We start from the raw sequence: 23706 nt of genomic DNA, 5'->3' as shown, positions 1-23706 counted from the left end.
AGAATTAACATGTCAGCTAAAAATCCTATCATTGCAATTACTGGTTCATCGGGTGCGGGTACAACCACCACAACCAATGCCATTAAGCACATTTTTCGTAGCCTAAATATTCAGGCTGCATTTATTGAAGGTGATAGCTTTCATCGTTATACACGTCCCGAAATGGACAAAAAAATACGCGAAGCCCAACAAGAAAGTAAGCATATTAGTTACTTTGGCCGTGAAGCTAACGACTTTGGCGCCCTTGAATCGTTATTTAGTAATTATGGTGAAACAGGGCAAGGCAAATTGCGCCGCTACTTGCACACCTTTGATGAAGCTGTACCTTATAACCAACTGCCAGGCACATTTACTCCTTGGCAAGAGCTTGAGCATAATACAGATATTTTGTTCTACGAAGGTTTGCATGGCGGAGTTGTTGACCAAGACGTTGATGTAGCCAAGCATGTTGATTTACTCATAGGCATGGTGCCTATTATTAACCTTGAATGGATACAAAAGCTAATCCGCGATACTTCAGAGCGAGGCCACTCTCGCGAAGCCGTGATGGGGTCAATTGTGCGTAGTATGGACGATTACATAAATCATATTACCCCTCAGTTTTCACGAACGCATATTAACTTTCAGCGTGTGCCTACCGTAGATACATCAAACCCATTTAGCGCAAAAGACATTCCATCACTTGATGAAAGTTTTGTTGTGATCCGCTTTAGAGGCATTGAAGATGTTGATTTTCCTTATTATCTGAGAATGATTGAAGGCAGCTTTATGTCGCGTATTAATACGCTGGTAGTGCCGGGCGGTAAAATGGGCCTTGCAATGGAGCTTGTATTAACACCGCTGATAAAAGATATTATTATGAAAAAGCGCGCACTAGAGAACCTTGCTCCGCTTGATTTGCCTATTTAGTATTATCGCTTTAGTGCTCTTTTTTGTTTAACAGAAGTCACGTACACTGCTGATTTTACTCAATACGAGATCAGCATGTCATCATTGTTAAAAGTTATAGTTGGATCTAAAAATCCAGTAAAAATAAATGCAGCAAAGCATATTTTTACTATGTACTTTCCAAATAACACCATTGATTGCCTAGGTGTTAACGCTCCTTCAAACGTGCCAGATCAACCTATTGGTGAAGATGAAACACGTATTGGCGCGCAAAACCGTGTTAACTATTGTAAAAAGCACCATCAAGCCGATTACTACGTGGCAATGGAAGGCGGTGCAGAGCAATTTAGCTATGGTGCAGCGACCTTTGCCTATGTTGTTATTGATAACGCCACAGAACAGGTTGTAGGGCGAAGCAGTAACCTTCCATTACCCAATATACTTTTTAAAGCATTACTTAATGGCGAAGAGCTTGGCGATGTAATGGATAAAGCATTTAATACCACAAATATAAAACAAAAAGGCGGCGCCATTGGTCTGCTTACAAATAACTATGCAACACGTGAAAGTACCTATACCCAAGCACTAACCTTGGCCATGGCACCCTTTTTACATAGCGACCTATATCGCAAATAAAATACAGGAAATTGAATGAAATACAGCTACGTGTTGTTTGATGCAGACGAAACTTTATTTAGGTTTGATATATTAGCCGGTATGACCCGTATGTTTAAAAATTACGGCGTTAATTTTACGCAAGACGACTACGTTCACTATCAAAAAACCAATAAAAAACTGTGGGTTGATTATCAAAATGGTGTTATTAGTGCTGATTACTTGCAGGTAACCCGCTTTAACGAATGGTCAGCAAAATTAAATGTACCCGCTAAAGAGTTGAACGATGCATTTTTAGATGCAATGGCGCAAATTTGTGAGCCTTTACCAGGCGCTGTTGAGTTGCTTAATAAATTAAAACCTCATGCTAGGTTAGGCATCATTACTAATGGCTTTGCTCGCCTACAAACAGTACGTTTAGAGCATACTGGTTTAAAAGATATGTTTGAATGGTTAGTTATTTCTGAGCTTGTAGGTATAGCAAAACCTAACAAAGCTATTTTTGAACATACATTCGAACTGATGGGTAACCCAAATAAGAGTCAAATATTAATGGTGGGTGATACCGCATCAAGTGACATACTTGGCGGTAATAATGTAGGTATAGATACATGTTGGTTGCAACACCCTGGTGAACAATTACCTGAAGGAATAACCCCCACTTACACAATAACCAAATTAGAACAGCTACAAGCCATTTTAGGTATTTAATTTTTAAAACTTACTATTTTAAAAAAAATAGATACATAGCAAAAAAAATGACGCTAATAAGCGTCATTTTTTGTAACTGTTTTAAGTGTGCACTTTAAAGTGCTTGGTTAGGCTGTTGCTAACTCAAGACCGGGTGCAGGCATCGTTACAGGCGTTTCAAATGTTGCCCACTCCCACGCTGACTCAGTAGCCATTACTTTACGAAGCAACTTATTGTTTAAATCGTGACCCGACTTAAACGCAGTCACCTTACCTAGAATATTATGGCCTGTCATAAACATGTCACCAACACAGTCTAGTATTTTGTGTTTAACGAACTCATCGCTGTAGCGTAAACCATTTGGGTTTAGTACTTTAAACTCGTCAAGTACTACTGCGCTGTCCATGCTGCCACCTAGAGCAAGGTTATTAGCATGCATGTATTCAATGTCTTTCATAAAACCAAAAGTACGAGCACGGCTAATTTCTTCAGTAAAGCTTTGAGCGGTGATGTCTAAACCAACACGCTGACGACTTTCGTTAATAGCCGGGTGATCAAAAGCGATTTCAAAGTCGATGTGAAAACCGTCGTACGGTTCTACTTCGGCCCATTTGTCGCCTTCTTCAATACGAACTTTTTCTTTAATACGAATAAAGCGTTTAGCTGCATTTTGCTCTTCAATGCCGCCTTTTTGTAATAAATAAATAAATGGTAATGCACTACCATCCATAATTGGTACTTCTGAGCTGTCTAATTCTACAATTAGGTTATCAATCCCCATTGCTGCAACCGCAGCAATTAGGTGCTCAGTAGTTGATAAACGAACGCCATCTTTGTTAATTAAACAGGTACACAACTGCGTATCGCCAACGGCTTCAGGTGTTGTTTCAAATTCAACAATCGGATCAAGGTCGACACGACGAAATACAATCCCAGTATTTGCGCTCGCAGGTCGGAGAGTTATTGTGACCTTCTCACCTTTATGAAGTCCAATTCCTATGGCTTTGACTACTTCTGCAATCGTACGCTGTTTAATCATAGGTTCGCTCACTTAAATTTATTACAGTTAGACGGCGGATAGTAACATATATACGCGCGCCTTACAATATTCGCTCAATTTACCAGCAAAATAACGTTTTTTATTAGTCTGCTTGTTTGCGTAAAAATGCAGGGATGTCAAAGTAATCACCACCCTCTGATTTATCCGCTTTTTTACTCGTTTGCGACGACGAGCTTGCTGTATTGCTAGAACTTGCTGAACTCGCTTTTTCTGCGCTTTCAGTTTGTGCTTTAGCTGCACTTTCATCGGTGCTGTCTTGGCTTGCAAAGCTAGGCACATACATGCTGCTTGCTTGGTTAGACGTGTTTGCAACATCAGAACCCGAAGCCTTTTTAAAACCGTTATCAACAATACCAAACTGTGGACGACGATCGCCGCCTAAACCCGTTGCAACTACAGTTACACGTAACTCGTCGCTCATTTCAGGATCAATTACCGCACCCACAACAACCGTTGCGTTCTCAGAGGCAAGTGCTTTAACGTGGTTACCGACTATTTCGAATTCTTCAATCGCAATATCCATACCCGCGGTGATATTAACTAAGATACCTTTGGCACCTGTTAAATCAACGTCTTCTAATAATGGGCTTGAAATAGCAGCTTCTGCGGCTTCTTGTGCACGATCAGGACCCGACGCAGATGCAGTACCCATCATAGCAGTACCCATAGCAGACATAACAGTTCGTACGTCAGCGAAATCCACGTTAATTAAACCAGATCGCGTAATGAGTTCTGCAATACCTTGTACAGCACCAAATAATACGTCATTAGCTTTAGCAAATGCATCTAGAAGTGTAGTGCCTTTGCCTAAAACTTTAAGTAATTTATTGTTCGGAATTGTAATAAGCGAGTCTACAATTTCTGACAACTCGCTGATACCTTGTTCAGCTGCCGCTGCACGCTTCTTACCTTCAAAGTCGAAAGGACGCGTCACTACCGCAACAGTTAAAATACCCAGCTCTTTAGCAATTTTAGCAACCACAGGCGCTGCACCAGTACCTGTACCGCCGCCCATGCCCGCTGCGATAAATACCATGTCGGCACCTTCAAGGCTTGCACGAATAGTCTCTGCATCTTCTTCAGCCGATTCGCGGCCTACTTCAGGGTTTGCACCCGCACCTAACCCAGAGGTTATTTGTGTGCCTAATTGAACTGTTACGTCAGCAGCAGAATTTCGTAATGCTTGCGCATCTGTATTAGCGGCAATAAAGCGCACGCCTTCGATTTGCTGTTTTACCATGTGCTCAACAGCGTTACCGCCGCCGCCGCCCACGCCAATTACTTTTATTACAGCTTCTTCGCTGTGTTGTTCCATTATATCAAACATGTTCACTCTCCGACTTGAGTCTTAAAACTCGCCTTGAAACCATTTAGTAATGCGGTTCCACCAATTATTGTTATCCTCTGCTTTCGACTTTTGTGCATTCATCGATTGCATGGTACGCCCGTATTGTAACAAACCAACAGCGGTTGCGTACGAAGGATCATCTACGTAGTCTGTTAAACCAACCATCCCGATTGGTTTACCTATTCTTACTGGCATTTGAAAAATGTCTTCCGCCACTTCCATTGCACCAGTCATTTTGGCAGTTCCGCCTGTTATAACGAGACCTGCCGCAATTTGGTCTTCTAAACCTGAACGACGAATTTCTTCCATCGCAAGTTCAAATAATTCTCTGAAACGAGGTTCTACCACCTCTGATAATGTATGACGTGACATTAATCTTGCAGGGCGCCCGCCTACACTTGGTACTTCAATAGTGTCTTCACTGCTTGCCAATTGGCTGCTTGCACATGCGTATTGTACTTTGAGTGACTCTGCATGCGATATAGGTGTACGAAATATTTTTGCAATATCACCCGTTACCTGATTACCCGCCACAGGGATTACTGCTGAATGGCGCAGCGCACCGTTGATATAAATAGTGATGTCCATTGTACCACCACCAATATCGAGTACAGCGACTCCAAGCTCTTTTTCATCATCTGTGAGAACTGAATAACAAGAAGCCAATGCTGTAAATATCAATTGGTCGACTTCAAGGCCGCAACGCTCAACACATTTCTCTATGTTTTTAGCCATGTCGTTAGAGCAAGTAATAATGTGAGCACGTGCCTCCATACGCACACCGCTCATGCCTAGTGGGTTTTTAATCCCTTCTTGCATGTCTATGCTGTACTCTTGCGGTAGTGCATGCAGCATTTTACGTTCAGCTGAAATAGGCACAGAACGCGCAATGTGAATCACATTTTCAATATCTTCGTCTGTTACTTCAGTATTATTAATAGCAACAACACCGCTTTCGTTCTGGCATTGAATATGTTTACCAGAAATCCCCAAGTACACCGAACTAATTCGACAATCTGCCATTAATTCGGCTTCGTCTATAGCGCGGCGAATAGACTCAGACACTAAGTTTAAATCGTTAACGCCACCTTTATCCATACCATGGGATACCTGGCTGCCCACACCAACAATGCTGAGCTTGTTATCTGCGGTGATTTCACCTACCGTGGCTACCACTTTCGAGGTACCAACGTCTAATCCAATCACGAGGTTTCTTTCTGCTGACTTAGTCATGCCTTACTCTTATTTTGTAATTGTTCTTCTTGCACTGGCTTAAAGCTCACTGCAAGGCCGGTATCATACCGTAAATCGACTGCATCTATCTGTGCTTTTTCTGGATATTCCATACGTGGGTAAACGTCTATAAAACGTTGCACACGCTTGGCTTTATCCCTACGCCCTAAATTTAAGCGCACCCCGCTATCAAGCCAAAGCTGCCAAGAAAAACGCTCTGATAAAGCTAAACTTTTAAGCGTTAACGCGTTTACTTTAAGCATTTCGTCAAACTGCTTAAAAGCAATCCATGCTTCTTGTTCGCTCCCTTCTGGGCCAAATAACTGAGGTAAATCTTTACTTAACTTATCGCTGCGAGCTTGAAAAGCCTCACCGTTGTTATTAATTAACAAGTCACTATTCCAATGCGCAACCGCCTCGTGTTCAACAACGTAAACCTGAATCGTATCAGGCCATTGTTTTCGCACCGATACAGTGGCCACCCAAGGTAGATTTTGCACTAGCTGTTGTACATGTTTTACATCAAGCTCAAAAAAACTACTTAAATCCGCTTTTTTTATTGCTGTTATTATTGCGGTTTCATCTGTGTATTTAGGATGCCCTTGCACCGTTAAGTGCTTTATTTGTGCATCTTTATTTTTTACTAACCAATCAGATACACCCGTTGTAATTTGCACTAAGCCTATAATAACAAATAAAAAAAAGCTCACGCCAAAAATCAGCGACCAATTTAGGTTCTGTTTGATTTTATGAGCTTTTTCTAAAAGGGGATGCATATTAAAGCGTTTGCTCCAAAATGCGAACAACTAATTGCTCAAAACTTGCCCCATTTGCTTTAGCTGCCATAGGCACTAATGATTTTTCTGTCATTCCGGGTACAGTATTAACCTCTAATAAATAAAAGTTGCCTTGCTCATCTTGCATTGCATCTACGCGGCCCCAGCCGCTTGCGCCAACTAAGTCAAACGCTTCTAACGACATAGCCTGTAATTGCTGCGTATCGTGCGCCGATAAATTAGCTGGGCAATGATACTGCGTAGTATTTGATTGATACTTTGCCTGATAATCATAAAAGCCATTTGGCGTTGTCATTTCAATTACGGGCTGTACTTCATCACCTAAAACAGTCACTGTAAATTCACGACCCGTTATCCACTGCTCAACCAACACTTGGCTATCAAACTTAAATGCATTGATTAATGCATCTTCAAGTTCTTGCGCAGTAGTTGCTTGTGCCATACCAATGCTCGACCCTTCATGAGAAGGCTTAACCATCACTTTTTTAAATTCAGCCATGATAGCGTGTGCATCAAAACCTTTTTTAGCATCCACAACGGCATAAGGTGCGGTGCTTAAACCGGCTGATTTAAACAAGTGCTTACAACGAATTTTATCCATTGCCAGCGCTGAACCCAGTACGTTACTGCCGGTGTAAGGTAAGTTCATAAACTCTAATGCACCTTGAACAGTTCCGTCCTCACCACCTCGGCCATGTAGTGCAATAAAAACACGATCTACATTTAACTCTTTGAGTTCCCACAACGACCGGTTTTGAGGATCGAATGCAATCGCATCTACACCGCAATTTTGTAATGCATTAAAAACAGCCTGACCCGACTTTAATGACACTTCACGCTCTGCTGAGTTACCACCAAGCATTACCGCTACTTTACCAAATTGTGCATTTACTTGGGTCATACTTCACCTTGTTTTAATTTTTCTATCGACATGCCTGTTGCTGCTAACGTTTTTACTAACTGACCTATATTACCCGCACCTTGGGTCAATACTAAGTCATTATTTTGCAAGTTATCTGCTAATACACCCGCAAGCTCTTTACTTGATGCTACATGCAATGGCTCTTTGCCACGTTGACGAAGGCTTCGGCATAAACTTTTACTATCAGCGCCCACTATAGGCTCTTCGCCAGCGCCATAAACATCTAATAATAAGAGCTGATCTACATCGGCAAGTACTTTTACAAAGTCTTCATATAAATCACGAGTACGACTATAACGATGCGGCTGATAAATCATTACTAAGCGTTTATCGGGCCACCCCTCGCGTACTGCTGCAATAGTTGCTGCAACCTCTGAAGGGTGATGACCGTAATCATCCACTAACATTATATTGCCGCGTTCGTTTTCAAATTCGCCGTAGTGTTGAAAACGACGGCCAATACCTTCAAACTTTTGCAATGCTTCTAAAATTGCTTGGTTGGCAATATTTTGATCTTTTGCTACTGCAATCGCTGCTGTTGCATTCAATGCGTTATGTTTACCTGGCATATTTAGCGTTGCCGTTAAACACTCACCTTGTTTATTGGTTACCGTAAACGTACACGTATTAGCTGACTGGCTAAAATTACTCATACGATAATCAGCCGTTGGCGACTCGCCATACGTAATAATAGGACGCCCAAAACGAGGAATTAGTTCGGCGGCTACCTCAGAATCTATACACACAACAGCCAGACCATAAAACGGCAGGTTATGTATAAAATCAACATAAGTGTCTTTCATTTTTTCAAGGCTGCCACCGTATGTATCCATGTGATCTTCTTCAATATTGGTGATCACCGATACCATTGGTTGTAAATGTAAAAACGACGCATCACTCTCATCAGCTTCTGCAATTAAAAAATCGCTTTTACCCACTTTAGCGTTACTGCCTGCACTATTTAATAAACCACCAATAATGAAGGTTGGATCGAGCCCAGCTTGTGCATAAATGCTGGCAATTAAACTTGTTGTTGTGGTTTTACCATGTGTACCTGCAATGGCTATACCATGGCGGAAACGCATTAATTCAGCTAGCATTTCAGCACGACGCACAACAGGAATTCTTGCAGCTTTTGCGGCAATTATTTCAGGGTTAGTTTCGTCAATAGCACTTGAAACTACCACCACATTAGCATCTTTTACGTTGTTTTCGTGATGACCAATGAATACTTCTGCACCCGCTTTAATCAAGCGATCTGTCATCGCACTATGTGCAATATCAGACCCTGTAATACGGTAACCTTCAAAAGCGAGTACTTCGGCAATACCGCCCATACCCGCCCCACCAATACCAATAAAGTGGATGGTTTCTATTCGACGCATTGCAGGTCGTATACTTTTGTTTTGTACTGATGCTTCTTTCACTTACGCTCTCTTATTTGATACTTGCTCACAGTGCGCTGCTACGCTTGCTGTGGCATCTAAAATGGCTTGTTTTTTTGCGTTATTAGCCATTTTATTAATTAAACTAGGGTTTACTAAGTAAGGGGTTAATAGCGCAACAATCGATTGCTCATTAAATACCCTTTGCTGCATGAGTAACGCTCCATCTGCCTCAACCAAATATTGGGCGTTAGCCGTTTGATGGTCGTCAACTGCATGAGGAAACGGCACAAACACAGCCATTTTTCCCGCTGCTGCAATTTCACTTACCGTTAGCGCACCGGCTCGGCAGATAACAATATCAGCCCAAGCATACGCTGCATCCATGTCATCGATAAATTCCGCAACTTTTACATTATCGCTTTCAAACATGTGCGTTTTGTATGTTTGCTCAACGTTGTTTAAATGTCCTTTACCTGTCTGGTGCCATACATTTATTGGACTGGTTTTGTTAAGCGCTTTAAATGCACCTGGAAGTGTTTGGTTTAGTACCTGAGCCCCTAACGACCCTCCTACAACCAACATATTAACCGGTGTTGAAACGTCACGCGTTGCTATGTCTATTACACTTTGACGAACTGGATTGCCGACAAGTTCGGCTTGTCCTGCATCAAAAGCGCTTGGAAAAGCCGCTAAAACGCGATTAGCAAATCGTGAAAGCCATCTGTTACTCATGCCAGCAACCGCATTCTGTTCATGAATAACTAACGGAATACCTAAACTTTTTGCAGCAATACCTGTTGGTCCAGTTACGTATCCTCCCATGGCAAGAACAACATCTGGACGTTGATTTTTCAATACCTTACGCGCTTGCAATATTGCATTAATAACCATGAATGGCGCTTTAACAAGGCGTTTTAATCCGTTGCCACGCACGCCTTTTACATTAATAAAATCAATTTCTATATTGTGCTTAGGAACAACGCTTGCTTCCATTCTATCTGGTGTGCCAATCCAAGTAACTTGCCACCCCTGTGCTTTTAAGTAATCAGCAACTGCAATACCTGGAAATATATGCCCGCCAGTTCCACCAGCGACTACAACACACTTTTTACTCATCGTTTACCTCCGCCTGAGGTCGCTTGCTTGGTTGCCATTTTAGTTTCAAAGTCAACGCGTAATAATATTCCAGTTGCTATGGTCATAATCATCAAACTAGAACCACCATAAGAAATAAACGGTAATGTAAGACCTTTAGTCGGTAAAATTCCCGCACTTGCCCCTACATTCACCATGGTTTGAAACGCAAACCAAATACCTATTGCAAAGGCAAAGTAGCCTTCGTATTCTTTACCGCACTTTAAGGCTTGCTGGCCAATTAATAGTGCTCTAAATACTAAAGTGGCGAGCACCATTAAAATGCTTACCACGCCAACTAAACCAAGCTCTTCGCCAATAACCGCAAAAATAAAATCATTGTGTGCTTCAGGAAGGTATTGCAACTTTTGCACGCTATTACCTAACCCTTGGCCAAACCATCCACCTTGGCTGTATGCCATTAATGATTGAACGAGCTGGTACCCTTTCCCGAATGGGTCATCCCAAGGGTCTAAAAAGCCAACAACACGCGCCATACGATAAGGCTCAACAATAATCAACAAAACAACCAAGCCAATCCCGGTTAAAATAAGGACAAAAAACTGCCATAGTTTTGCGCCCGCTAAAAACAATAAGCCAACTGTTGTTACAAACATAACAACTACGGTGCCTAAATCAGGCTGCAACAAAATAAGCAATGCATACACGGCAAACACTGCAATAGGCTTTGCAAAGCCTTTAATGTTCTCTTGTACTTCTTCACGCTTTCGGACCAGGTAACCTGCTATGTAACTAAAAAAGTACAATTTAGCGGCTTCAGCCACCTGAAAACCAATGGGTCCAATTGGGATCCAACGCTTGGCACCATTAACCTCGCGGCCAATAATTAATACAGCAATGAGCAATACCATGCCCAGTATCAATAAATATGCATTTGAGCGTTTCCACCAATCCATTGGCACACAAACCGTGATCCAAAAAAGAACAAACGCAACGGCCAAAAACATCCCGTGACGAATAGCAATATGATGTGAGTTATCAAAAAGGCGCTCTGCCGTGGGCATAGACGCACTCATCACCATAATAAAGCCAACACCAATTAGCATTAGCATTGAATAAAGCAAAGGCACATCATAAAGCTGCGGCGAAGGTTTTGGTGTTAATGTGTCTTTTATTTGTGCAAGCGCAATCATATGTTATCCGCCAAAACACACTTAACAAAGTCATCACCACGTTGCATATAGTTGTTATACATATCAATGCTTGCACATGCTGGCGCTAATAAAACTACATTACCCGGCGAACCAAGCTGCTTAGCTAAATTAACCGCCTCACTCATGTTATTTGTTAAATGGCTTTTGCTGCTCAGAGCCACTAGCTGTTTGGCATCTTTACCAAAACAGATCAGCGCTTTTACATGCTTTTGTAAGTAAGGTTTAAGCGGGTTTAAATCAGCGCCTTTTGCATCGCCTCCCGCTATCACAATTAAGTTTTGAGTTTCTGTGGCCAAACTGTCTATGGCTGCTATGGTAGCGCCTACGTTTGTTGCCTTTGAATCGTTAAAGTATTTAACGCCAAGTTGCTGAGTAATAAATTGGCAGCGATGAGCCAATCCGCCAAACTCATTTAGTGCCTTTTTATAAGCCTCTTTACTAATATTAAAGGGGCTTAGTAACGCCATAACCGCAAGCGTATTTAAATAATTGTGCTTACCTACAACAGCCAGTGTATCAACAGGTAAAAACGCTTCATTGTTAGCGAAAAAATACGTGCTGCTATTATGCTGCCCTAAATAATATTTACCCTGTTGAGTACCAAAACCAATTTTAGCCGTAGCACTGCTACCGGACGGATGCGTTTGTTTGTCATCTTCATTTACAACAATACATTGTGTTCCGTTGTAAATAGATAGCTTTGAGTCTATATATGCCTGGTAGCTATCGTAACGATCTAAATGATCTTCAGAAACATTTAACACCGTGGCACTCACAGATTTTAAGCTTGTTGTGGTATCTAATTGAAAGCTCGAAAGCTCAAGCACATAAACATCAAAGTCGTCATTGAGTAAATCAAGTACTGCGGTACCAATATTGCCGCCAAGTGCCACATTAAAGCCAGCCGCTTTTAACACGTCATAGGCTAAAGTCACTACGGTTGATTTACCATTTGAGCCAGTCACTGCCACTACAGGTTTAGTATTAATGCGCGCAAATAGCTCAACATCACCTATGACTTCAACACCCGAATTAATAGCACTCGCAATGGCAGGCGTTTTAAGGCTTAACCCAGGGCTTACAATAATCATATCACTGCTATTAAGCCCAGCAGCATCTAAGCTGCCAAAGTGTGTATTTAAACTAGGCGCATGACTGCTCAGCCATTCAATCCCTGGGGGATTTGCTCGGCTGTCGACAACCTTTGGCGTTAAACCGTGAGATAGTAAAAAACGCACAATGCCCAGACCGGTTACACCGAGTCCGAGCACTGTTATTTGTTTATTCTTTATCTCGTTTAAATATTGCATTTATCTTATCTTTAAGGTCGCAAGGCCTGCGAGAACCAACACAATAGATATAATCCAAAAACGCACAATAACGCGCGGCTCTGGCCAACCTTTTAATTCGTAATGATGGTGAATAGGCGCCATTCTAAAAATTCGTTGCCCTCGTAACTTATACGATCCCACTTGTAAAATCACCGACAACGCCTCCATTACAAAGACACCGCCCATGATAATCAGTAGAAGTTCTTGACGAACCAGCACTGCAATAATCCCCAGCGCTCCACCTAATGCTAATGAGCCTACATCACCCATGAATACTTGCGCCGGGTAGGTGTTAAACCATAAAAACCCAAGCCCTGCACCAACAATGGCAGTACATACAACCACAAGCTCACTGGCTAATGGCAAATGAGGAATATGTAAATAAGCAGAAAAATTAATATTACCGGTCAAGTAAGCAATGATGGCAAGTGCCGCCGCAACTAAAATAGTCGGTACAATAGCGAGACCATCTAGACCATCAGTCAGGTTTACAGCATTTGATGTTCCAACCAATGCAAAATAGGTAATAACAATGTAAAACAAGCCTAACTGCGGTAAAACATCTTTAAAAAACGGCACAACTAAAGACGTTTCTGCAGCTTGCGTACTTGTAAAGTACAATACAGTTGCAACCACAAGTGCAATTACTGACTGCCAAAAGTACTTCCATTTCGCTATAAGCCCTTTTGGATCTTTACGGATAACTTTTCGGTAATCATCGATAAAGCCGACAATTCCCAGTGAGCCAATTACAAATAACGTTGCCCACACATACTTATTGGAGAGATCGGCCCACAATAAGGTACTTGTAAAAATTGCCGCTAAAATAAGCAGGCCACCCATAGTTGGCGTACCCGATTTTGATAAGTGTGATTGTGGACCATCATCGCGTACTGTTTGCCCAATTTGCATTTTTTGCAAACCACGAATTAGCTTTGGTCCTAAATACAGAGACATAATGAGCGCAGTTAAAATCCCCAAAATAGCGCGCAGCGTTAAATACGAAAAAACATTAAAACCACTAAAATACTGTGTTAAATACTCAGCCAGCCAAACTAACATTATGATACTCCATTGATGGCTTGTTGCTGGCCATTAACTAAATCGGTTACTAATAATTCCATGCGAGAACTGCGTGATCCTTTCACGACGATGGTCGTTTTTTTATTTACTTGATTAATTGTGGCTTGAATTTGTTGCTGCATCTGCTCACGGTTTGAGAAGTGACGATTCGCAAGCGCAAATACATCGCTTGCACACTTACTCAACACACCTAGCGTAAATAACTCATCAATGCCTTTTTCAAGCGCATATTCGCCAACTTCTTGATGGTATTTACGTGCGTCTTCACCAAGCTCACCCATATCCCCCAGCGCTAAAATACGATGCCCTTGCATATCACTCAGTAAGTCAATCGCAGCCTTAACCGATTTAACATTGGCATTGTAAGTATCATCAACCACGGTGAGCATGTCAGACACTTCTATTAAGTTTACGCGCCCTTTTACATCACCCATCGTCGCCAATGCATGAGCAATATCATCTAAAGTGACATCGAGCTCGCTTGTTAGTGCAGCTGCAATAAGTGCATTGCTAATGTTATGTTTACCCGGTAATGCGAGAGTAACAGGTACCTTTTTTTGTTTTGTACATAACGTAAAGCTTGCACGTGCATTAGCATCTAAGCTTATATCTTCAGCCCAAATATCGAGTTTTTCAGAGGTTGAAAAGCGCTTTATATTGCGCCCTTCAAGTTTATCTAGCCAATATTGACTAAACTCACTGTCGCAATTAATTATGGCTACGCCATTTTCTTTAAGGCCATCAAAAATTTCGCCTTTTGCTTTGGCCACGCCCATCAAGCTACCAAAACCTTCTAAGTGGGCTGGTGCTACATTACACACTACCGCTACATCAGGTTTAGCCATTGCCGTTGTGTATGCAATTTCACCTAAATGATTTGCCCCCAGCTCTATTACTGCAAAACGGTGTTGTGGCTCTAAACGCAACAACGTTAGCGGTACGCCAATATCGTTATTAAAATTACCTTTGGTTGCCAGCACATCGCCATGCACAGATAAAATAGCCGCGCACATTTCTTTTACGGTGGTTTTACCCACACTGCCCGTAATAGCGATTGTTCTAGGTGCCACTTGCGCCATAACCGCTGTACCAATTGCGCCTAATGCTATACGCGTGTCATTTACTATAAACTGGGCAATATCAACATCGACTTTATGATCGACAATAACGCCTATCGCGCCTTTTTGTTTTGCCTCAGCTATAAATTTATGGCCATCAAAATTTGGCCCTTTAAGTGCTAAAAACACTTCACCTTCGCATACTGTGCGAGTATCTGTATTTATGTTGAGCACTTGCTGATTATCACCCTGATAATCGGTTGTTAACACATTGGCTAACCAATCAAAATCCATCGGGATCATGCTTGAGTCCCTCTATCTGTTTTTATTAATTGTTTTTGTACAAACTGGCGATCGCAAAAGTCGATACGTTCATCGCCTATAATTTGATAATCTTCGTGGCCTTTTCCCGCAATTAACACCACTTCATTAGAAGCTGCATTATTAATTGCATAACTAATTGCTGACGCTCTATCTGCTTCTAAATGTGCGCTTTGAGGTGCAGCTAAACCTGAAGCTACCTCTGCAATAATCACATTTGGATCTTCTGAGCGTGGGTTATCGCTGGTAATAATCACTTTGTTAGCATTTTTTTCAGCAGCTTGGGCCATTAATACGCGCTTCCCCTTGTCCCTGTCACCACCACAGCCAAATACACAGCTCACGCCACCTGGCACATGTTTTTGCAATGCTTGTAGTGCTAAAGCTAATGCTTCTGGCGTATGCGCATAATCAACTACGCAAGTTGGTTTACCCGCAACACTAAATGCTTGCATTCGTCCTGCTACTGGCTGAAGTTGCTGGCAACCTGCAATAAGTTGCTCAAGGGGGTAACCTAAACCCAATAACGTGGCTAAAGCAGCCGTTAAATTATAAAAGTTAAATTCACCAAACAGCGGCGATTTTACCTTAATATCACCCCAGCTTGTAGATAATTGCGCCGAAATACCTTCATCCGAATAATCAACATCTGAAAAGTACACATACTGTGCATTTTTAGGCGCTAAATTTTTTCGTCCGTAGCAAATTAAATTATTAAAATCGTATTTTTCGAGCCACTGCCCTGCTTGGTTGTCATCTTGGTTTAGTACAACAAGCTGTGGGTCAAAATCACGAAATAGCATGAGTTTTGCATCACCATAACTCGCCATATCACCATGGTAATCTAAGTGATCGCGAGAAAGGTTAGTAAATACAGCAGCTTTAAACTGGCACTGTGCAACACGGTGCTGCACAAGTCCGTGCGACGACACTTCCATTGCCACCAGCTTTTTATCTGCTTGATGTAAGTCGCTCAATATATGTTGTAAATCGACTGCTGAAGGCGTGGTGTTTATGAGCGGCGTTAAATTATCTGGATGGCCAAAACCAAGCGTACCAATAATTGCTGACTGCGTATTACAATACTGCGCTAAATGAGCAATCATAGCCGTGGTAGTCGATTTACCGTTTGTACCGGTTACACCAATTAAATCAAGGTTATGGCTGGGTTTATCGTAAAAACGACTAGCAAGTTCAGCCAACTTTTTATCAAGCTCAGACACTAAATAAAGTGACTCAAATGCAACATCAAACTCGCACAGTCTGTCGGCAATAACTGCGACAGCACCCTTTTCAATTGCTTTAGCTATAAACTGCCCGCCATCTAGCTCATGGCCTTTTATTGCTACAAATACATCGCCTGGGTTGACGTCTCGGCTATCTAATCGCAAATGATTTACAAGCTGCGATGGTGCATCTATTTCTATGTATTTTAAAATGCTTTTTAAATCACGCATCGTTCTTTTTACCTTTTACGTACGCAACTTCTTCCTTGTCGGGTGCGACGTTTAATATTCTTAATGCGTTAGAAACGATTTCTGCAAATGCAGGGCCTGCAGTGGCACCTCCATAGTACACATCACCGCCAGGTTCATTGATCATTACTACCACAGCTAAACGTGGATTACTTGCTGGTGCAACACCTGCAAAATAACCAACATATTCATCACCGTAACCACCTACTGCGGCTTTTTTAGAGGTACCCGTTTTACCCGCGGCACGGTAACCATCAACTTTAACGTTATGTGCAGTGCCACCACTTTCAAATACGCTTTCCATCATGTTTACTACCGCTTCAACATCTTGCTGTTGAAAAACACGATCCCCTTCAGGGGTAGAATCTTGCTTTAGTACAGTGAGCGGTCTGTTGATACCTCCCGCGCCTAACATGGCATAGAAGCGAGCCATTTGCGCAGTACTAACAGCAATATTGTAACCAAATGACAATGCAGCAATTTCGTGATCAGACCAACGACGATTAGGGTAAAATAAACCACTGCTTTCACCTACCATACCCGTGCCAGAGTCAGATCCGAACCCGACCTTTTGGAATAAACCCACCAGGTAGTCTTTTGGAACCAACTGAGTAACCTTAGTCACCCCCATATTTGACGAATATTTTAGTATTTCTCGTAGTGACATTTCACCATGGTTACGCGTATCTTGGACTAAACTTCCCCCTAAACGCATCCAACCTGGATAGGTGTCAATTTGTTCATCGGCTTGAATTGCGCCGTAGTCTAGCCCAGCTAAAATGGCCAGTGGCTTAACGGTTGAACCCGGTTCGAACAAATCAGTAATAGCGCGATTTCTGCGTTTATGAGGAGCCGCATCGGTTAGATTATTTGGATTGAAAGACGGGCTATTAACCATTGCTAATACTTCACCGGTTTTAACATCAACCACCATGGCTGAACCCGATGTAGCCTTATAAGATAAAACCGCTGACTTTACAGCTTTATAAGCAATAGCCTGAATACGTTGATCAATACTTAGTTGAATACTTTCGGGCTCTACACGTTCTCGCTCATCTAGCACTTGCACTTCACGGCCTTGGGCGTCTTTTCTGATAGTTCGACGACCTTCTTCACCGGTTAAAGCGTTTTCATAGAGCTTTTCAATACCTTCAATGCCTTTACCATCGATGTTGGTAAAGCCAATAATATGCGCGGTCACTTCGCCAGCCGGATAGTAACGCTTAGACTCATCCAATAAATGAATACCAGGAAGACGCAAGCCACCAATATAATCAGCAACTGCAGGGGTTACTTGGCGTTTTAAATAAACAAAACGACGACTCGGATCATTTAAAAGTCGGGAATTAATTTTTGCCTGATCAATACGTAATACATCAGCTAATTCGCGCCAACGTAAATCGTTTTTGTAATACTGTGTGGTGCGTTTGTTTAGCTCTACTGCATTATCTAACAACGCTTGTTTGTCTTCACCATTTTTTCGCGCTTGCCTAACAACTTTAGATACCAGCGATTTATGTAAAGCCTTAGGGTCAGCATACACACTCACAACGGGTACGCTGACCGCGAGCTCTTTGCCATTGCGGTCAAAGATCATTCCGCGTTGCACATGAAGTTTTTCGACGCGTACTGTACGTTTGTCACTTTCCGAACGTGCTTTATCAGGTTCAATTACTTGTAAATAGGCGGCACGAGACACTAGCGTCACAAACACCAAAAACACAACCGAACACACCAGCATAAAGCGCCATGTGATCAAGTTGTTAACTGGTTTTTTGCCTCGATTTCTCATTTTACTATAATTACCTGTTCATCCTGACTCGTCGGTCTTTTCATTTTTAATTGCGAGGTTGCCACTTCTTCAATACGCGCATGCTGAGAGTAAAACTCCTCCTCAACTAGTAAGTACCGCCACTCTAAATCAAGCTCATCTCGTTCCTGCAGTAGTTTATCTTGTTCAATTAATTGCCCGCGCGCTAAATGCGTGACTTGCACTACGCTAAAGCCAGAAACAAATATCGTAACCAACAAGGCCAAGGTGAGCTTATTAGCACCAAGGCCTTTAATTATTTCGAAAAATAAATTGGGAGGTTGACGATGATTTGCTTTTGTATTCATCCCAACCTCTGAGCAATCCTAAGTACAGAGCTTCGTGAACGCGGATTTCGCGCAACTTCTTCAGTGCTTGGTTTAATAGCTTTACCCACTGCTTTTAACGTCAGGTTTTGATTTATTTGTGCATCGGTTAAAGGCAGACCTCTGGGTAATGCTTCTCCCTTACTCTGTTTTCTAATAAATTGTTTTACTATGCGATCTTCAAGTGAATGAAACGAAATGACCACTAAGCGACCGCCCGGCTTTAATACTTTTACGGCCGATTGCAGCGCCGTTTGTATTTCTTCAAGTTCGCTGTTTATATAAATACGAATAGCCTGAAAAGTGCGCGTTGCGGGGTGTTTAAACTTATCTTTCACTGGTACGGCTTCATCAACTAAATCAGCAAGCTGCTTAGTTGTTGTAATGGGTGTGTGCTCTCGAGTTTCTAAAATTTTATGTGCAATACGCTTACCGAACTTTTCTTCACCCAACTTTTTAATGACGTGGGTGATATCATCTAACTCAGCTTCTGCCAACCACTGAGCAGCACTTCGGCCGCTTGTTGGATCCATGCGCATATCAAGCGGGCCATCTTTCATAAAACTAAAACCGCGTTCAGCATCATCAAGTTGTGGAGATGACACACCAATATCTAATAAAATGCCATCCACTTTACCAATGAGATCGTTTTGCTCAGCTACATCGTATAGTTTTGAAAATCGAGTGTGTGCTATAGCAAAGCGGGAGTCATCGGCAAATTTTTCAGCTGACTTTATAGCCTGTGGATCTTGGTCTATTGCCTGTAAGCGTCCTGCGTCGCCTAAACGAGCAAGTATTTGACCTGAATGACCGCCTCGTCCAAATGTGCCATCCATATAAATGCCGTCTGGCTTAATTGCTAGGGCATCAATGGTTTCGTCCATCAAAACGGATACGTGTTCAAATTGCGCTGTCATTAGCTATTGTTTGCCTTTTTTTGTGCCGTTAAAGTGTAAAGTTATCTAAATCTGAATTAGGCTCAAAATCACCTAGCCTCTCAAGCTCAGTGTCTTGGCGCATTTGCTCGTTCCAACGCGCTTCATCCCAGATTTCAAATTTATTCATTAACCCAACTAGCATTATTTTTTTACCAAGGTCTGCATGCGCACGTAACGACGGCGCTAACAAAATCCGACCATTTTTATCAAGTTGATACTCTGTCGCATTGCCTAACAACATGCGTTGCATTCGACGGGCACGTGGATTCATATTGGAAATTTTAGCTAAGCGACTTTCTATTTCTTGCCATTCAGCCAATGGATACAACCACAAGCAGGGCTCATTTAACGCGACGGTACAAATCACTGTTCCCTGATCTTCAGATAGCAGCGATTCTCGGTACTTGGTCGGCACCGCAAAACGTCCTTTATCATCCAAACTCAGTGAACTCGCGCCACGGAACATAATTAGCCTGCTTTAAATTATTTTAATCAGCTATTAATCTATGCTGATCCAGTTTGATCCACTAAAAACCACTTTTTACCACAGTGCTCCAGTTTAGGGCTTGACAAGCCTTTTTGTCAAGTAAGCTGACCTCCTTTAACGAGTCTCTAAGCTAGAAAAAATAAGGGTTCAGGCGAAGCGGTTGAATTACGTGGGAAAAAGTGGAGATACAAACAAAAAAATATTTTTATCCATTTTAATAACTTTTTGTTTACATGGTTTGATTACTGAATAAACAGTGAATAATTACAATTTTTTAGCGGGTTTTACTCACTTTGTAATATTTACTTATATCGGTGGTAAGAGTTACTGCTTCGTTTTTATTATATGTTAAAAACGACTCAACAAAAAAACATTATAACTTATAAAATCAATTGGTTATATAAATATCACAGTCTGGTTTAATTGTTGCTTTAGTTAATACACTACTTAAATACTTTTACTCATTAAGGATTGATTATGGCTACTGCTACGACGACTAAACAAAATACGACTACAGATATTAAGTCTGACACTAAAGCACAAACGACTGATGCCCCACTGACAGAAAAAGCAACATCAGCTGCTCACGATGCTGTTGATGCACTGTCTACAAAAGCAGCAACAGCTGAAAGTAGCGTGAGAAAAGGTGCATCTAGTTCTGCTGAGGCACTGAGCGAAAAGCAATTAATTGCTCGCGAAAAACTGAGTGAGTGCACAGCTAAAACACGTGCCTTCGCATCTGAGAATCCTCTAGCTACAGCAGGGATTGCATTTGCAGCGGGTATGTTAATTACTTCATTGTTCCGTCGTAAGTAAAACCTGATGGAAAATTTCCACTCGAGCACAACCAAGGATGGTACAGCGCAAAACCAAACGACTGATCAACAGTACCAAAAGGATGATTGGCAAGATCATATTGCAAAACTCTTAACGTATTCAAAACAGCTCAAGGATGATTATCACACTCAAGGAAAGATCACCCACCAGCTTGCAAAGGCTGAATGGCGCTTATCGTTAAGATCGCTTGCATTGATCTCTATATTTTTAGGCTGTTTTGCCAGTGGTTTGGTTTTGTTGTGGGCGGGCGTACTAGGTGCGGCAGGTTATGCGATATACGACCTATTTGGTTCTGTGTGGGTAAGTATTGCAACCGTTACACTATTACAGGTCGCATGCTTATTTTGGCTATGGAAAAGCGTTGCGTATTTAAGCAACAAAATAGGTTTTAGCAAAACCCTTAAAAGCATTAAACAATTATTAAACTTACAAGGACATTAAAATGTTAGTTGATATGTTGATTAAAAACCCTGATGCAAACGTAAAAGCACTGACTAAACAAATGGATTTACAAAGCGAGCTTAAGCGACAACACCAAGCCGCGTTCGTATACCGGTTAAAGCGTTTTGCAGCTAGTAAAGTAGGCTTAAGCAGCGCGTTTATAGCTGGTGTTGCCGTTCAGTCTGGTAAAAGTGAAACCAGCCTTATAAGAAAATACGGCTGGCTACTTAGGTTAATTGGTTAGCTGGTTAACTATGCTCTGTCATGTGATTGCAAATAATTTATTTCTGGCCCTTTTGGTACAATCTGAGTGGGATTAATCATAGTGTGGCTAAAATAGTAATGCCGCTTAATGTGATAGAAATCAACCGTATTTGCAACTCCCTCAACTTGGTACAAATCCCTTAAGTATCCACTCAATGAAGGGTAACTCTCAATTGTGCGCAAATTGCATTTAAAATGCCCTACGTACACACAATCAAACCTAATTAGCGTTGTAAATAAGCGCCAGTCTGCTTCCGTTATTTTGTCGCCCGCAAGGTAGCGTTTTTTACTCAGTATTTTTTCAACTTTGTCTAGAGCTGTAAACACATCATCAAATGCCTGTTCGTACGCGTGCGTTGTCGTTGCAAATCCAGCTCGGTAAACACCGTTATTAATATTTGGATAAACTAACGCATTAAGTTCATCGATTTCACTACGAAGTGATTCAGGGTAGTAATCGTCTTTATTACCTGTTATTTCATTAAACGCACTATTAAACATGCGTATTATATCGGCAGATTCATTACTAACTATCTTGTTTTGTTTTTTGTCCCACAAGACAGGAACAGTTACTCGTCCTGAGTAATTAGAATTATTTTTAGTATAAACTTGGTGTAAGTAATCACTAGCAAATAAGGCATCACCCGTGCTGTGGTTATTTTGATCAAACTCCCAGCCATTAACCAACATGTCGGGGCTTACAACCGATACAGAAATAAGTTCATCAAGCTTTTTTAACGTACGAAAAATAAGTGTGCGGTGCGCCCAAGGGCACGCTAACGAAACATATAAATGATAACGCCCAGCCTCAGCTTTAAACCCCCCTTCGCCAGTTTCACCTGCGCTACCGTCTGACGTGATCCAATTTCGTAATTGCGCTGCCTCACGCTCAAACTTTCCGTCGCTTGAATCTGTGTCATACCATTTATCTTGCCATTGACCATTAACAAGTAATCCCATTATTTGCTCCTCAAAAATTAAATAAGTGTGCCAAATTGACCATTTTGGTAATCACGAACGGCCTGCTGTATTTCGGCTTGTGTTGTCATAACAAATGGCCCCATGTGTGCAATGGGTTGCTTGAGCGGATCACCCGCTAAAATTAATACACCTGCACCATGTTGCGTTGATATATCAATATCGCTACCTTGCTCTAAAATTAGTAACTTACCCGCCTTGAATGTTTGATTATCTGGCGTGATAAGGGATCCCGAATGTATGTAAAGCATCACATTTTGTTGTTTTAAAGGAGCAAGCTCTAGCTGCTTACCAGCAGGTAAATTTACATCGACTAAAGCCGCATTTGCAGAGAGCTTTTGAATACTTGATGTTAATTCAACTGCTTCAAATTGCCATGAACCAGCAAGGGCAGTTAATGTGACACCATTTTCATTTTTAAAAGTTGGAGCTGGGCTTTGCGTTGTATCTTGATAAATGGGATCGCGCATTTTTTCTTTGCTTGGCATATTGATCCAAATTTGAAAACCATGGAGTCCGTCTTTGGCATCAGGCAGAGGCATTTCGCTGTGGATCACTCCATTGCCTGTACTCATCCATTGCACATCGCCTGCTCTGATCGCTTTTTTATTACCCATTTGATCTTTGTGCTCAAATCCTCCTTTAATAATATAAGTAAACGTTTCCATACCTCGGTGCGGATGCGCAGGAAAACCGCCCATATAATCAGCCTCGTTATCTGACTTGAGCTCATCGATCATTAAAAACGGGTCAAGGTATTTACCATCGAATCCAGGGATACGGCTTATATTGACACCATCACCATCTTGAGTTGCATAGGACGTTAATATTTTTGCTATATTCATTTTTTAAATCACTATCTTAAATATTATCTATACTTATTTAAGCACTGATAAAACCAAACAACCATGTCTTTATATCGCGCTAACCATTCGTTTTTTTAGAATGATTTGATAGTAAAATATTTTTTCATAACAACTTATAAAATATGGTTTTTTTATATTTTATTGACTACAATCACCATTAAATTTACTCAAAAAAGGGACAGAGTATTTTAACTTCATCGCTCAAAAGTCAATTTTATAGGTTACTAATCATTATTAGTA

General features: G+C 41.5%; 24 protein-coding genes. 6 read left to right on the top strand and 18 right to left on the bottom strand.

The features are described 5' to 3' along the window. Positions 1 to 9 precede the first annotated feature (9 nt). The 3 genes from ATS72_RS14260 (at position 10) to yjjG (ending at position 2214) form a co-directional block, all read left to right on the top strand. Positions 10 to 909 carry a phosphoribulokinase gene (locus ATS72_RS14260; protein WP_008126819.1) on the top strand — a complete coding sequence of 300 codons (900 nt, stop codon included), beginning with the start codon at positions 10 to 12 and terminating at the stop codon, positions 907 to 909. 75 nt (positions 910 to 984) lie between these two features. Further along, complete coding sequence (yjjX, locus tag ATS72_RS14255; protein WP_058428359.1) at positions 985 to 1524, top strand: inosine/xanthosine triphosphatase; 540 nt, start codon at positions 985 to 987, stop codon at positions 1522 to 1524. A 15-nt stretch (positions 1525 to 1539) separates the two neighbouring features. Then, a complete protein-coding gene (yjjG, locus tag ATS72_RS14250; protein ID WP_058428358.1) occupies positions 1540 to 2214 on the top strand; it encodes a pyrimidine 5'-nucleotidase in 675 nt (224 codons plus the stop codon). Between the two features lie 107 nt (positions 2215 to 2321). Here the strand turns inward: yjjG and lpxC are convergent, their stop codons facing one another. The 16 genes from lpxC to mraZ form a co-directional block, all read right to left on the bottom strand. Continuing rightward, the gene (gene lpxC, locus ATS72_RS14245; RefSeq protein ID WP_058428357.1) at positions 2322 to 3233 is read right to left on the bottom strand and encodes a UDP-3-O-acyl-N-acetylglucosamine deacetylase; all 912 of its coding nucleotides are present in this window, start codon (positions 3231 to 3233) and stop codon (positions 2322 to 2324) included. Between the two features lie 103 nt (positions 3234 to 3336). Continuing rightward, positions 3337 to 4581 (bottom strand): cell division protein FtsZ, encoded by a 1245-nt coding sequence (ftsZ, locus tag ATS72_RS14240; protein ID WP_010555688.1) that lies wholly within the window; start codon positions 4579 to 4581, stop codon positions 3337 to 3339. 21 nt (positions 4582 to 4602) lie between these two features. Further along, complete coding sequence (gene ftsA / locus ATS72_RS14235) at positions 4603 to 5835, bottom strand: cell division protein FtsA (RefSeq protein WP_010555687.1); 1233 nt, start codon at positions 5833 to 5835, stop codon at positions 4603 to 4605. After that, positions 5832 to 6611: a cell division protein FtsQ/DivIB gene (locus ATS72_RS14230; RefSeq protein ID WP_058428356.1), complete on the bottom strand. Its 780-nt coding sequence runs from the start codon at positions 6609 to 6611 to the stop codon at positions 5832 to 5834. Before ATS72_RS14230 ends, ftsA begins: the two co-directional genes overlap by 4 nt. 1 nt (position 6612) lies before the next feature. Next, entirely contained in the window at positions 6613 to 7533 is a 921-nt protein-coding gene (locus ATS72_RS14225; RefSeq protein WP_010555686.1) for a D-alanine--D-alanine ligase, read from the bottom strand. Beyond that, positions 7530 to 8981, bottom strand: coding sequence for a UDP-N-acetylmuramate--L-alanine ligase (gene murC, locus ATS72_RS14220; RefSeq protein ID WP_058428355.1), 1452 nt, complete (start codon positions 8979 to 8981; stop codon positions 7530 to 7532). The genes ATS72_RS14225 and murC overlap by 4 nt, the downstream gene beginning before the upstream one ends. Further along, positions 8982 to 10058, bottom strand: a complete 1077-nt coding sequence (gene murG, locus ATS72_RS14215) for an undecaprenyldiphospho-muramoylpentapeptide beta-N-acetylglucosaminyltransferase (protein WP_058428354.1) — start codon at positions 10056 to 10058, stop codon at positions 8982 to 8984. It lies immediately after the preceding gene. Next, complete coding sequence (gene ftsW / locus ATS72_RS14210) at positions 10055 to 11230, bottom strand: cell division protein FtsW (RefSeq protein WP_006792144.1); 1176 nt, start codon at positions 11228 to 11230, stop codon at positions 10055 to 10057. Before ftsW ends, murG begins: the two co-directional genes overlap by 4 nt. After that, the gene (gene murD / locus ATS72_RS14205) at positions 11227 to 12561 is read right to left on the bottom strand and encodes a UDP-N-acetylmuramoyl-L-alanine--D-glutamate ligase (protein WP_058428353.1); all 1335 of its coding nucleotides are present in this window, start codon (positions 12559 to 12561) and stop codon (positions 11227 to 11229) included. Before murD ends, ftsW begins: the two co-directional genes overlap by 4 nt. Next, positions 12562 to 13644, bottom strand: coding sequence for a phospho-N-acetylmuramoyl-pentapeptide-transferase (gene mraY / locus ATS72_RS14200; RefSeq protein WP_058428352.1), 1083 nt, complete (start codon positions 13642 to 13644; stop codon positions 12562 to 12564). Continuing rightward, on the bottom strand, positions 13644 to 15026 hold the full coding sequence (locus ATS72_RS14195; protein WP_058428351.1) for a UDP-N-acetylmuramoyl-tripeptide--D-alanyl-D-alanine ligase: 1383 nt from the start codon (positions 15024 to 15026) through the stop codon (positions 13644 to 13646). Before ATS72_RS14195 ends, mraY begins: the two co-directional genes overlap by 1 nt. Further along, positions 15023 to 16501, bottom strand: coding sequence for a UDP-N-acetylmuramoyl-L-alanyl-D-glutamate--2,6-diaminopimelate ligase (gene murE / locus ATS72_RS14190; protein WP_058428350.1), 1479 nt, complete (start codon positions 16499 to 16501; stop codon positions 15023 to 15025). The genes ATS72_RS14195 and murE overlap by 4 nt, the downstream gene beginning before the upstream one ends. Continuing rightward, positions 16494 to 18311: a penicillin-binding transpeptidase domain-containing protein gene (locus tag ATS72_RS14185; protein ID WP_058428349.1), complete on the bottom strand. Its 1818-nt coding sequence runs from the start codon at positions 18309 to 18311 to the stop codon at positions 16494 to 16496. The genes murE and ATS72_RS14185 overlap by 8 nt, the downstream gene beginning before the upstream one ends. After that, a complete protein-coding gene (gene ftsL / locus ATS72_RS14180) occupies positions 18308 to 18637 on the bottom strand; it encodes a cell division protein FtsL (protein WP_006792138.1) in 330 nt (109 codons plus the stop codon). Before ftsL ends, ATS72_RS14185 begins: the two co-directional genes overlap by 4 nt. Continuing rightward, positions 18634 to 19572 carry a 16S rRNA (cytosine(1402)-N(4))-methyltransferase RsmH gene (rsmH, locus tag ATS72_RS14175; protein WP_010555681.1) on the bottom strand — a complete coding sequence of 313 codons (939 nt, stop codon included), beginning with the start codon at positions 19570 to 19572 and terminating at the stop codon, positions 18634 to 18636. The genes ftsL and rsmH overlap by 4 nt, the downstream gene beginning before the upstream one ends. Positions 19573 to 19600: 28 nt before the next feature. Then, complete coding sequence (gene mraZ / locus ATS72_RS14170; RefSeq protein WP_006792136.1) at positions 19601 to 20059, bottom strand: division/cell wall cluster transcriptional repressor MraZ; 459 nt, start codon at positions 20057 to 20059, stop codon at positions 19601 to 19603. Between the two features lie 498 nt (positions 20060 to 20557). Here mraZ and ATS72_RS14165 point away from each other — a divergent pair, with 498 nt between their 5' ends. From ATS72_RS14165 to ATS72_RS14155, 3 genes are read left to right on the top strand one after another with little or no spacing between them, the layout of a single operon-like run. Continuing rightward, positions 20558 to 20896 carry a hypothetical protein gene (locus tag ATS72_RS14165; RefSeq protein WP_010555679.1) on the top strand — a complete coding sequence of 113 codons (339 nt, stop codon included), beginning with the start codon at positions 20558 to 20560 and terminating at the stop codon, positions 20894 to 20896. 6 nt (positions 20897 to 20902) lie between these two features. Beyond that, complete coding sequence (locus ATS72_RS14160; RefSeq protein WP_006792134.1) at positions 20903 to 21358, top strand: hypothetical protein; 456 nt, start codon at positions 20903 to 20905, stop codon at positions 21356 to 21358. Position 21359: 1 nt separating this feature from the next. Next, positions 21360 to 21602, top strand: a complete 243-nt coding sequence (locus tag ATS72_RS14155; RefSeq protein ID WP_058428348.1) for a hypothetical protein — start codon at positions 21360 to 21362, stop codon at positions 21600 to 21602. Between the two features lie 8 nt (positions 21603 to 21610). Here ATS72_RS14155 and ATS72_RS14150 read toward each other — a convergent pair whose 3' ends face one another. Both ATS72_RS14150 and ATS72_RS14145 read right to left on the bottom strand, forming a co-directional pair. Next, positions 21611 to 22582, bottom strand: a complete 972-nt coding sequence (locus ATS72_RS14150) for a glutathione S-transferase family protein (RefSeq protein ID WP_058428347.1) — start codon at positions 22580 to 22582, stop codon at positions 21611 to 21613. 17 nt (positions 22583 to 22599) lie between these two features. Further along, positions 22600 to 23445, bottom strand: coding sequence for a pirin family protein (locus ATS72_RS14145; RefSeq protein ID WP_058428346.1), 846 nt, complete (start codon positions 23443 to 23445; stop codon positions 22600 to 22602). Positions 23446 to 23706: the final 261 nt, after the last annotated feature.

Origin of the sequence: Pseudoalteromonas sp. 13-15, from assembly GCF_001468205.2 — a bacterium.
GTDB lineage: Bacteria > Pseudomonadota > Gammaproteobacteria > Enterobacterales > Alteromonadaceae > Pseudoalteromonas > Pseudoalteromonas marina.
Note: the sequence above shows the minus strand (reverse complement) of the source record. Positions and strands in the feature narration are given on the sequence as shown.

Excerpts from the sequence above, each read along its gene's own strand:
- ATS72_RS14260 (WP_008126819.1), top strand. The coding sequence starts at position 10 with ATGTCAGCTAAAAATCCTATCATTGCAATTACTGGTTCATCGGGTGCG.
- yjjX (WP_058428359.1), top strand. The coding sequence starts at position 985 with ATGTCATCATTGTTAAAAGTTATAGTTGGATCTAAAAATCCAGTAAAA.
- yjjG (WP_058428358.1), top strand. The coding sequence starts at position 1,540 with ATGAAATACAGCTACGTGTTGTTTGATGCAGACGAAACTTTATTTAGG.
- lpxC (WP_058428357.1), bottom strand. The coding sequence starts at position 3,233 with ATGATTAAACAGCGTACGATTGCAGAAGTAGTCAAAGCCATAGGAATT.
- ftsZ (WP_010555688.1), bottom strand. The coding sequence starts at position 4,581 with ATGTTTGATATAATGGAACAACACAGCGAAGAAGCTGTAATAAAAGTA.
- ftsA (WP_010555687.1), bottom strand. The coding sequence starts at position 5,835 with ATGACTAAGTCAGCAGAAAGAAACCTCGTGATTGGATTAGACGTTGGT.
- ATS72_RS14230 (WP_058428356.1), bottom strand. The coding sequence starts at position 6,611 with ATGCATCCCCTTTTAGAAAAAGCTCATAAAATCAAACAGAACCTAAAT.
- ATS72_RS14225 (WP_010555686.1), bottom strand. The coding sequence starts at position 7,533 with ATGACCCAAGTAAATGCACAATTTGGTAAAGTAGCGGTAATGCTTGGT.
- murG (WP_058428354.1), bottom strand. The coding sequence starts at position 10,058 with ATGAGTAAAAAGTGTGTTGTAGTCGCTGGTGGAACTGGCGGGCATATA.
- ftsW (WP_006792144.1), bottom strand. The coding sequence starts at position 11,230 with ATGATTGCGCTTGCACAAATAAAAGACACATTAACACCAAAACCTTCG.
- murD (WP_058428353.1), bottom strand. The coding sequence starts at position 12,561 with ATGCAATATTTAAACGAGATAAAGAATAAACAAATAACAGTGCTCGGA.
- mraY (WP_058428352.1), bottom strand. The coding sequence starts at position 13,644 with ATGTTAGTTTGGCTGGCTGAGTATTTAACACAGTATTTTAGTGGTTTT.
- ATS72_RS14195 (WP_058428351.1), bottom strand. The coding sequence starts at position 15,026 with ATGATCCCGATGGATTTTGATTGGTTAGCCAATGTGTTAACAACCGAT.
- murE (WP_058428350.1), bottom strand. The coding sequence starts at position 16,501 with ATGCGTGATTTAAAAAGCATTTTAAAATACATAGAAATAGATGCACCA.
- ATS72_RS14185 (WP_058428349.1), bottom strand. The coding sequence starts at position 18,311 with ATGAGAAATCGAGGCAAAAAACCAGTTAACAACTTGATCACATGGCGC.
- ftsL (WP_006792138.1), bottom strand. The coding sequence starts at position 18,637 with ATGAATACAAAAGCAAATCATCGTCAACCTCCCAATTTATTTTTCGAA.
- rsmH (WP_010555681.1), bottom strand. The coding sequence starts at position 19,572 with ATGACAGCGCAATTTGAACACGTATCCGTTTTGATGGACGAAACCATT.
- mraZ (WP_006792136.1), bottom strand. The coding sequence starts at position 20,059 with ATGTTCCGTGGCGCGAGTTCACTGAGTTTGGATGATAAAGGACGTTTT.
- ATS72_RS14165 (WP_010555679.1), top strand. The coding sequence starts at position 20,558 with ATGGCTACTGCTACGACGACTAAACAAAATACGACTACAGATATTAAG.
- ATS72_RS14160 (WP_006792134.1), top strand. The coding sequence starts at position 20,903 with ATGGAAAATTTCCACTCGAGCACAACCAAGGATGGTACAGCGCAAAAC.
- ATS72_RS14155 (WP_058428348.1), top strand. The coding sequence starts at position 21,360 with ATGTTAGTTGATATGTTGATTAAAAACCCTGATGCAAACGTAAAAGCA.
- ATS72_RS14150 (WP_058428347.1), bottom strand. The coding sequence starts at position 22,582 with ATGGGATTACTTGTTAATGGTCAATGGCAAGATAAATGGTATGACACA.
- ATS72_RS14145 (WP_058428346.1), bottom strand. The coding sequence starts at position 23,445 with ATGAATATAGCAAAAATATTAACGTCCTATGCAACTCAAGATGGTGAT.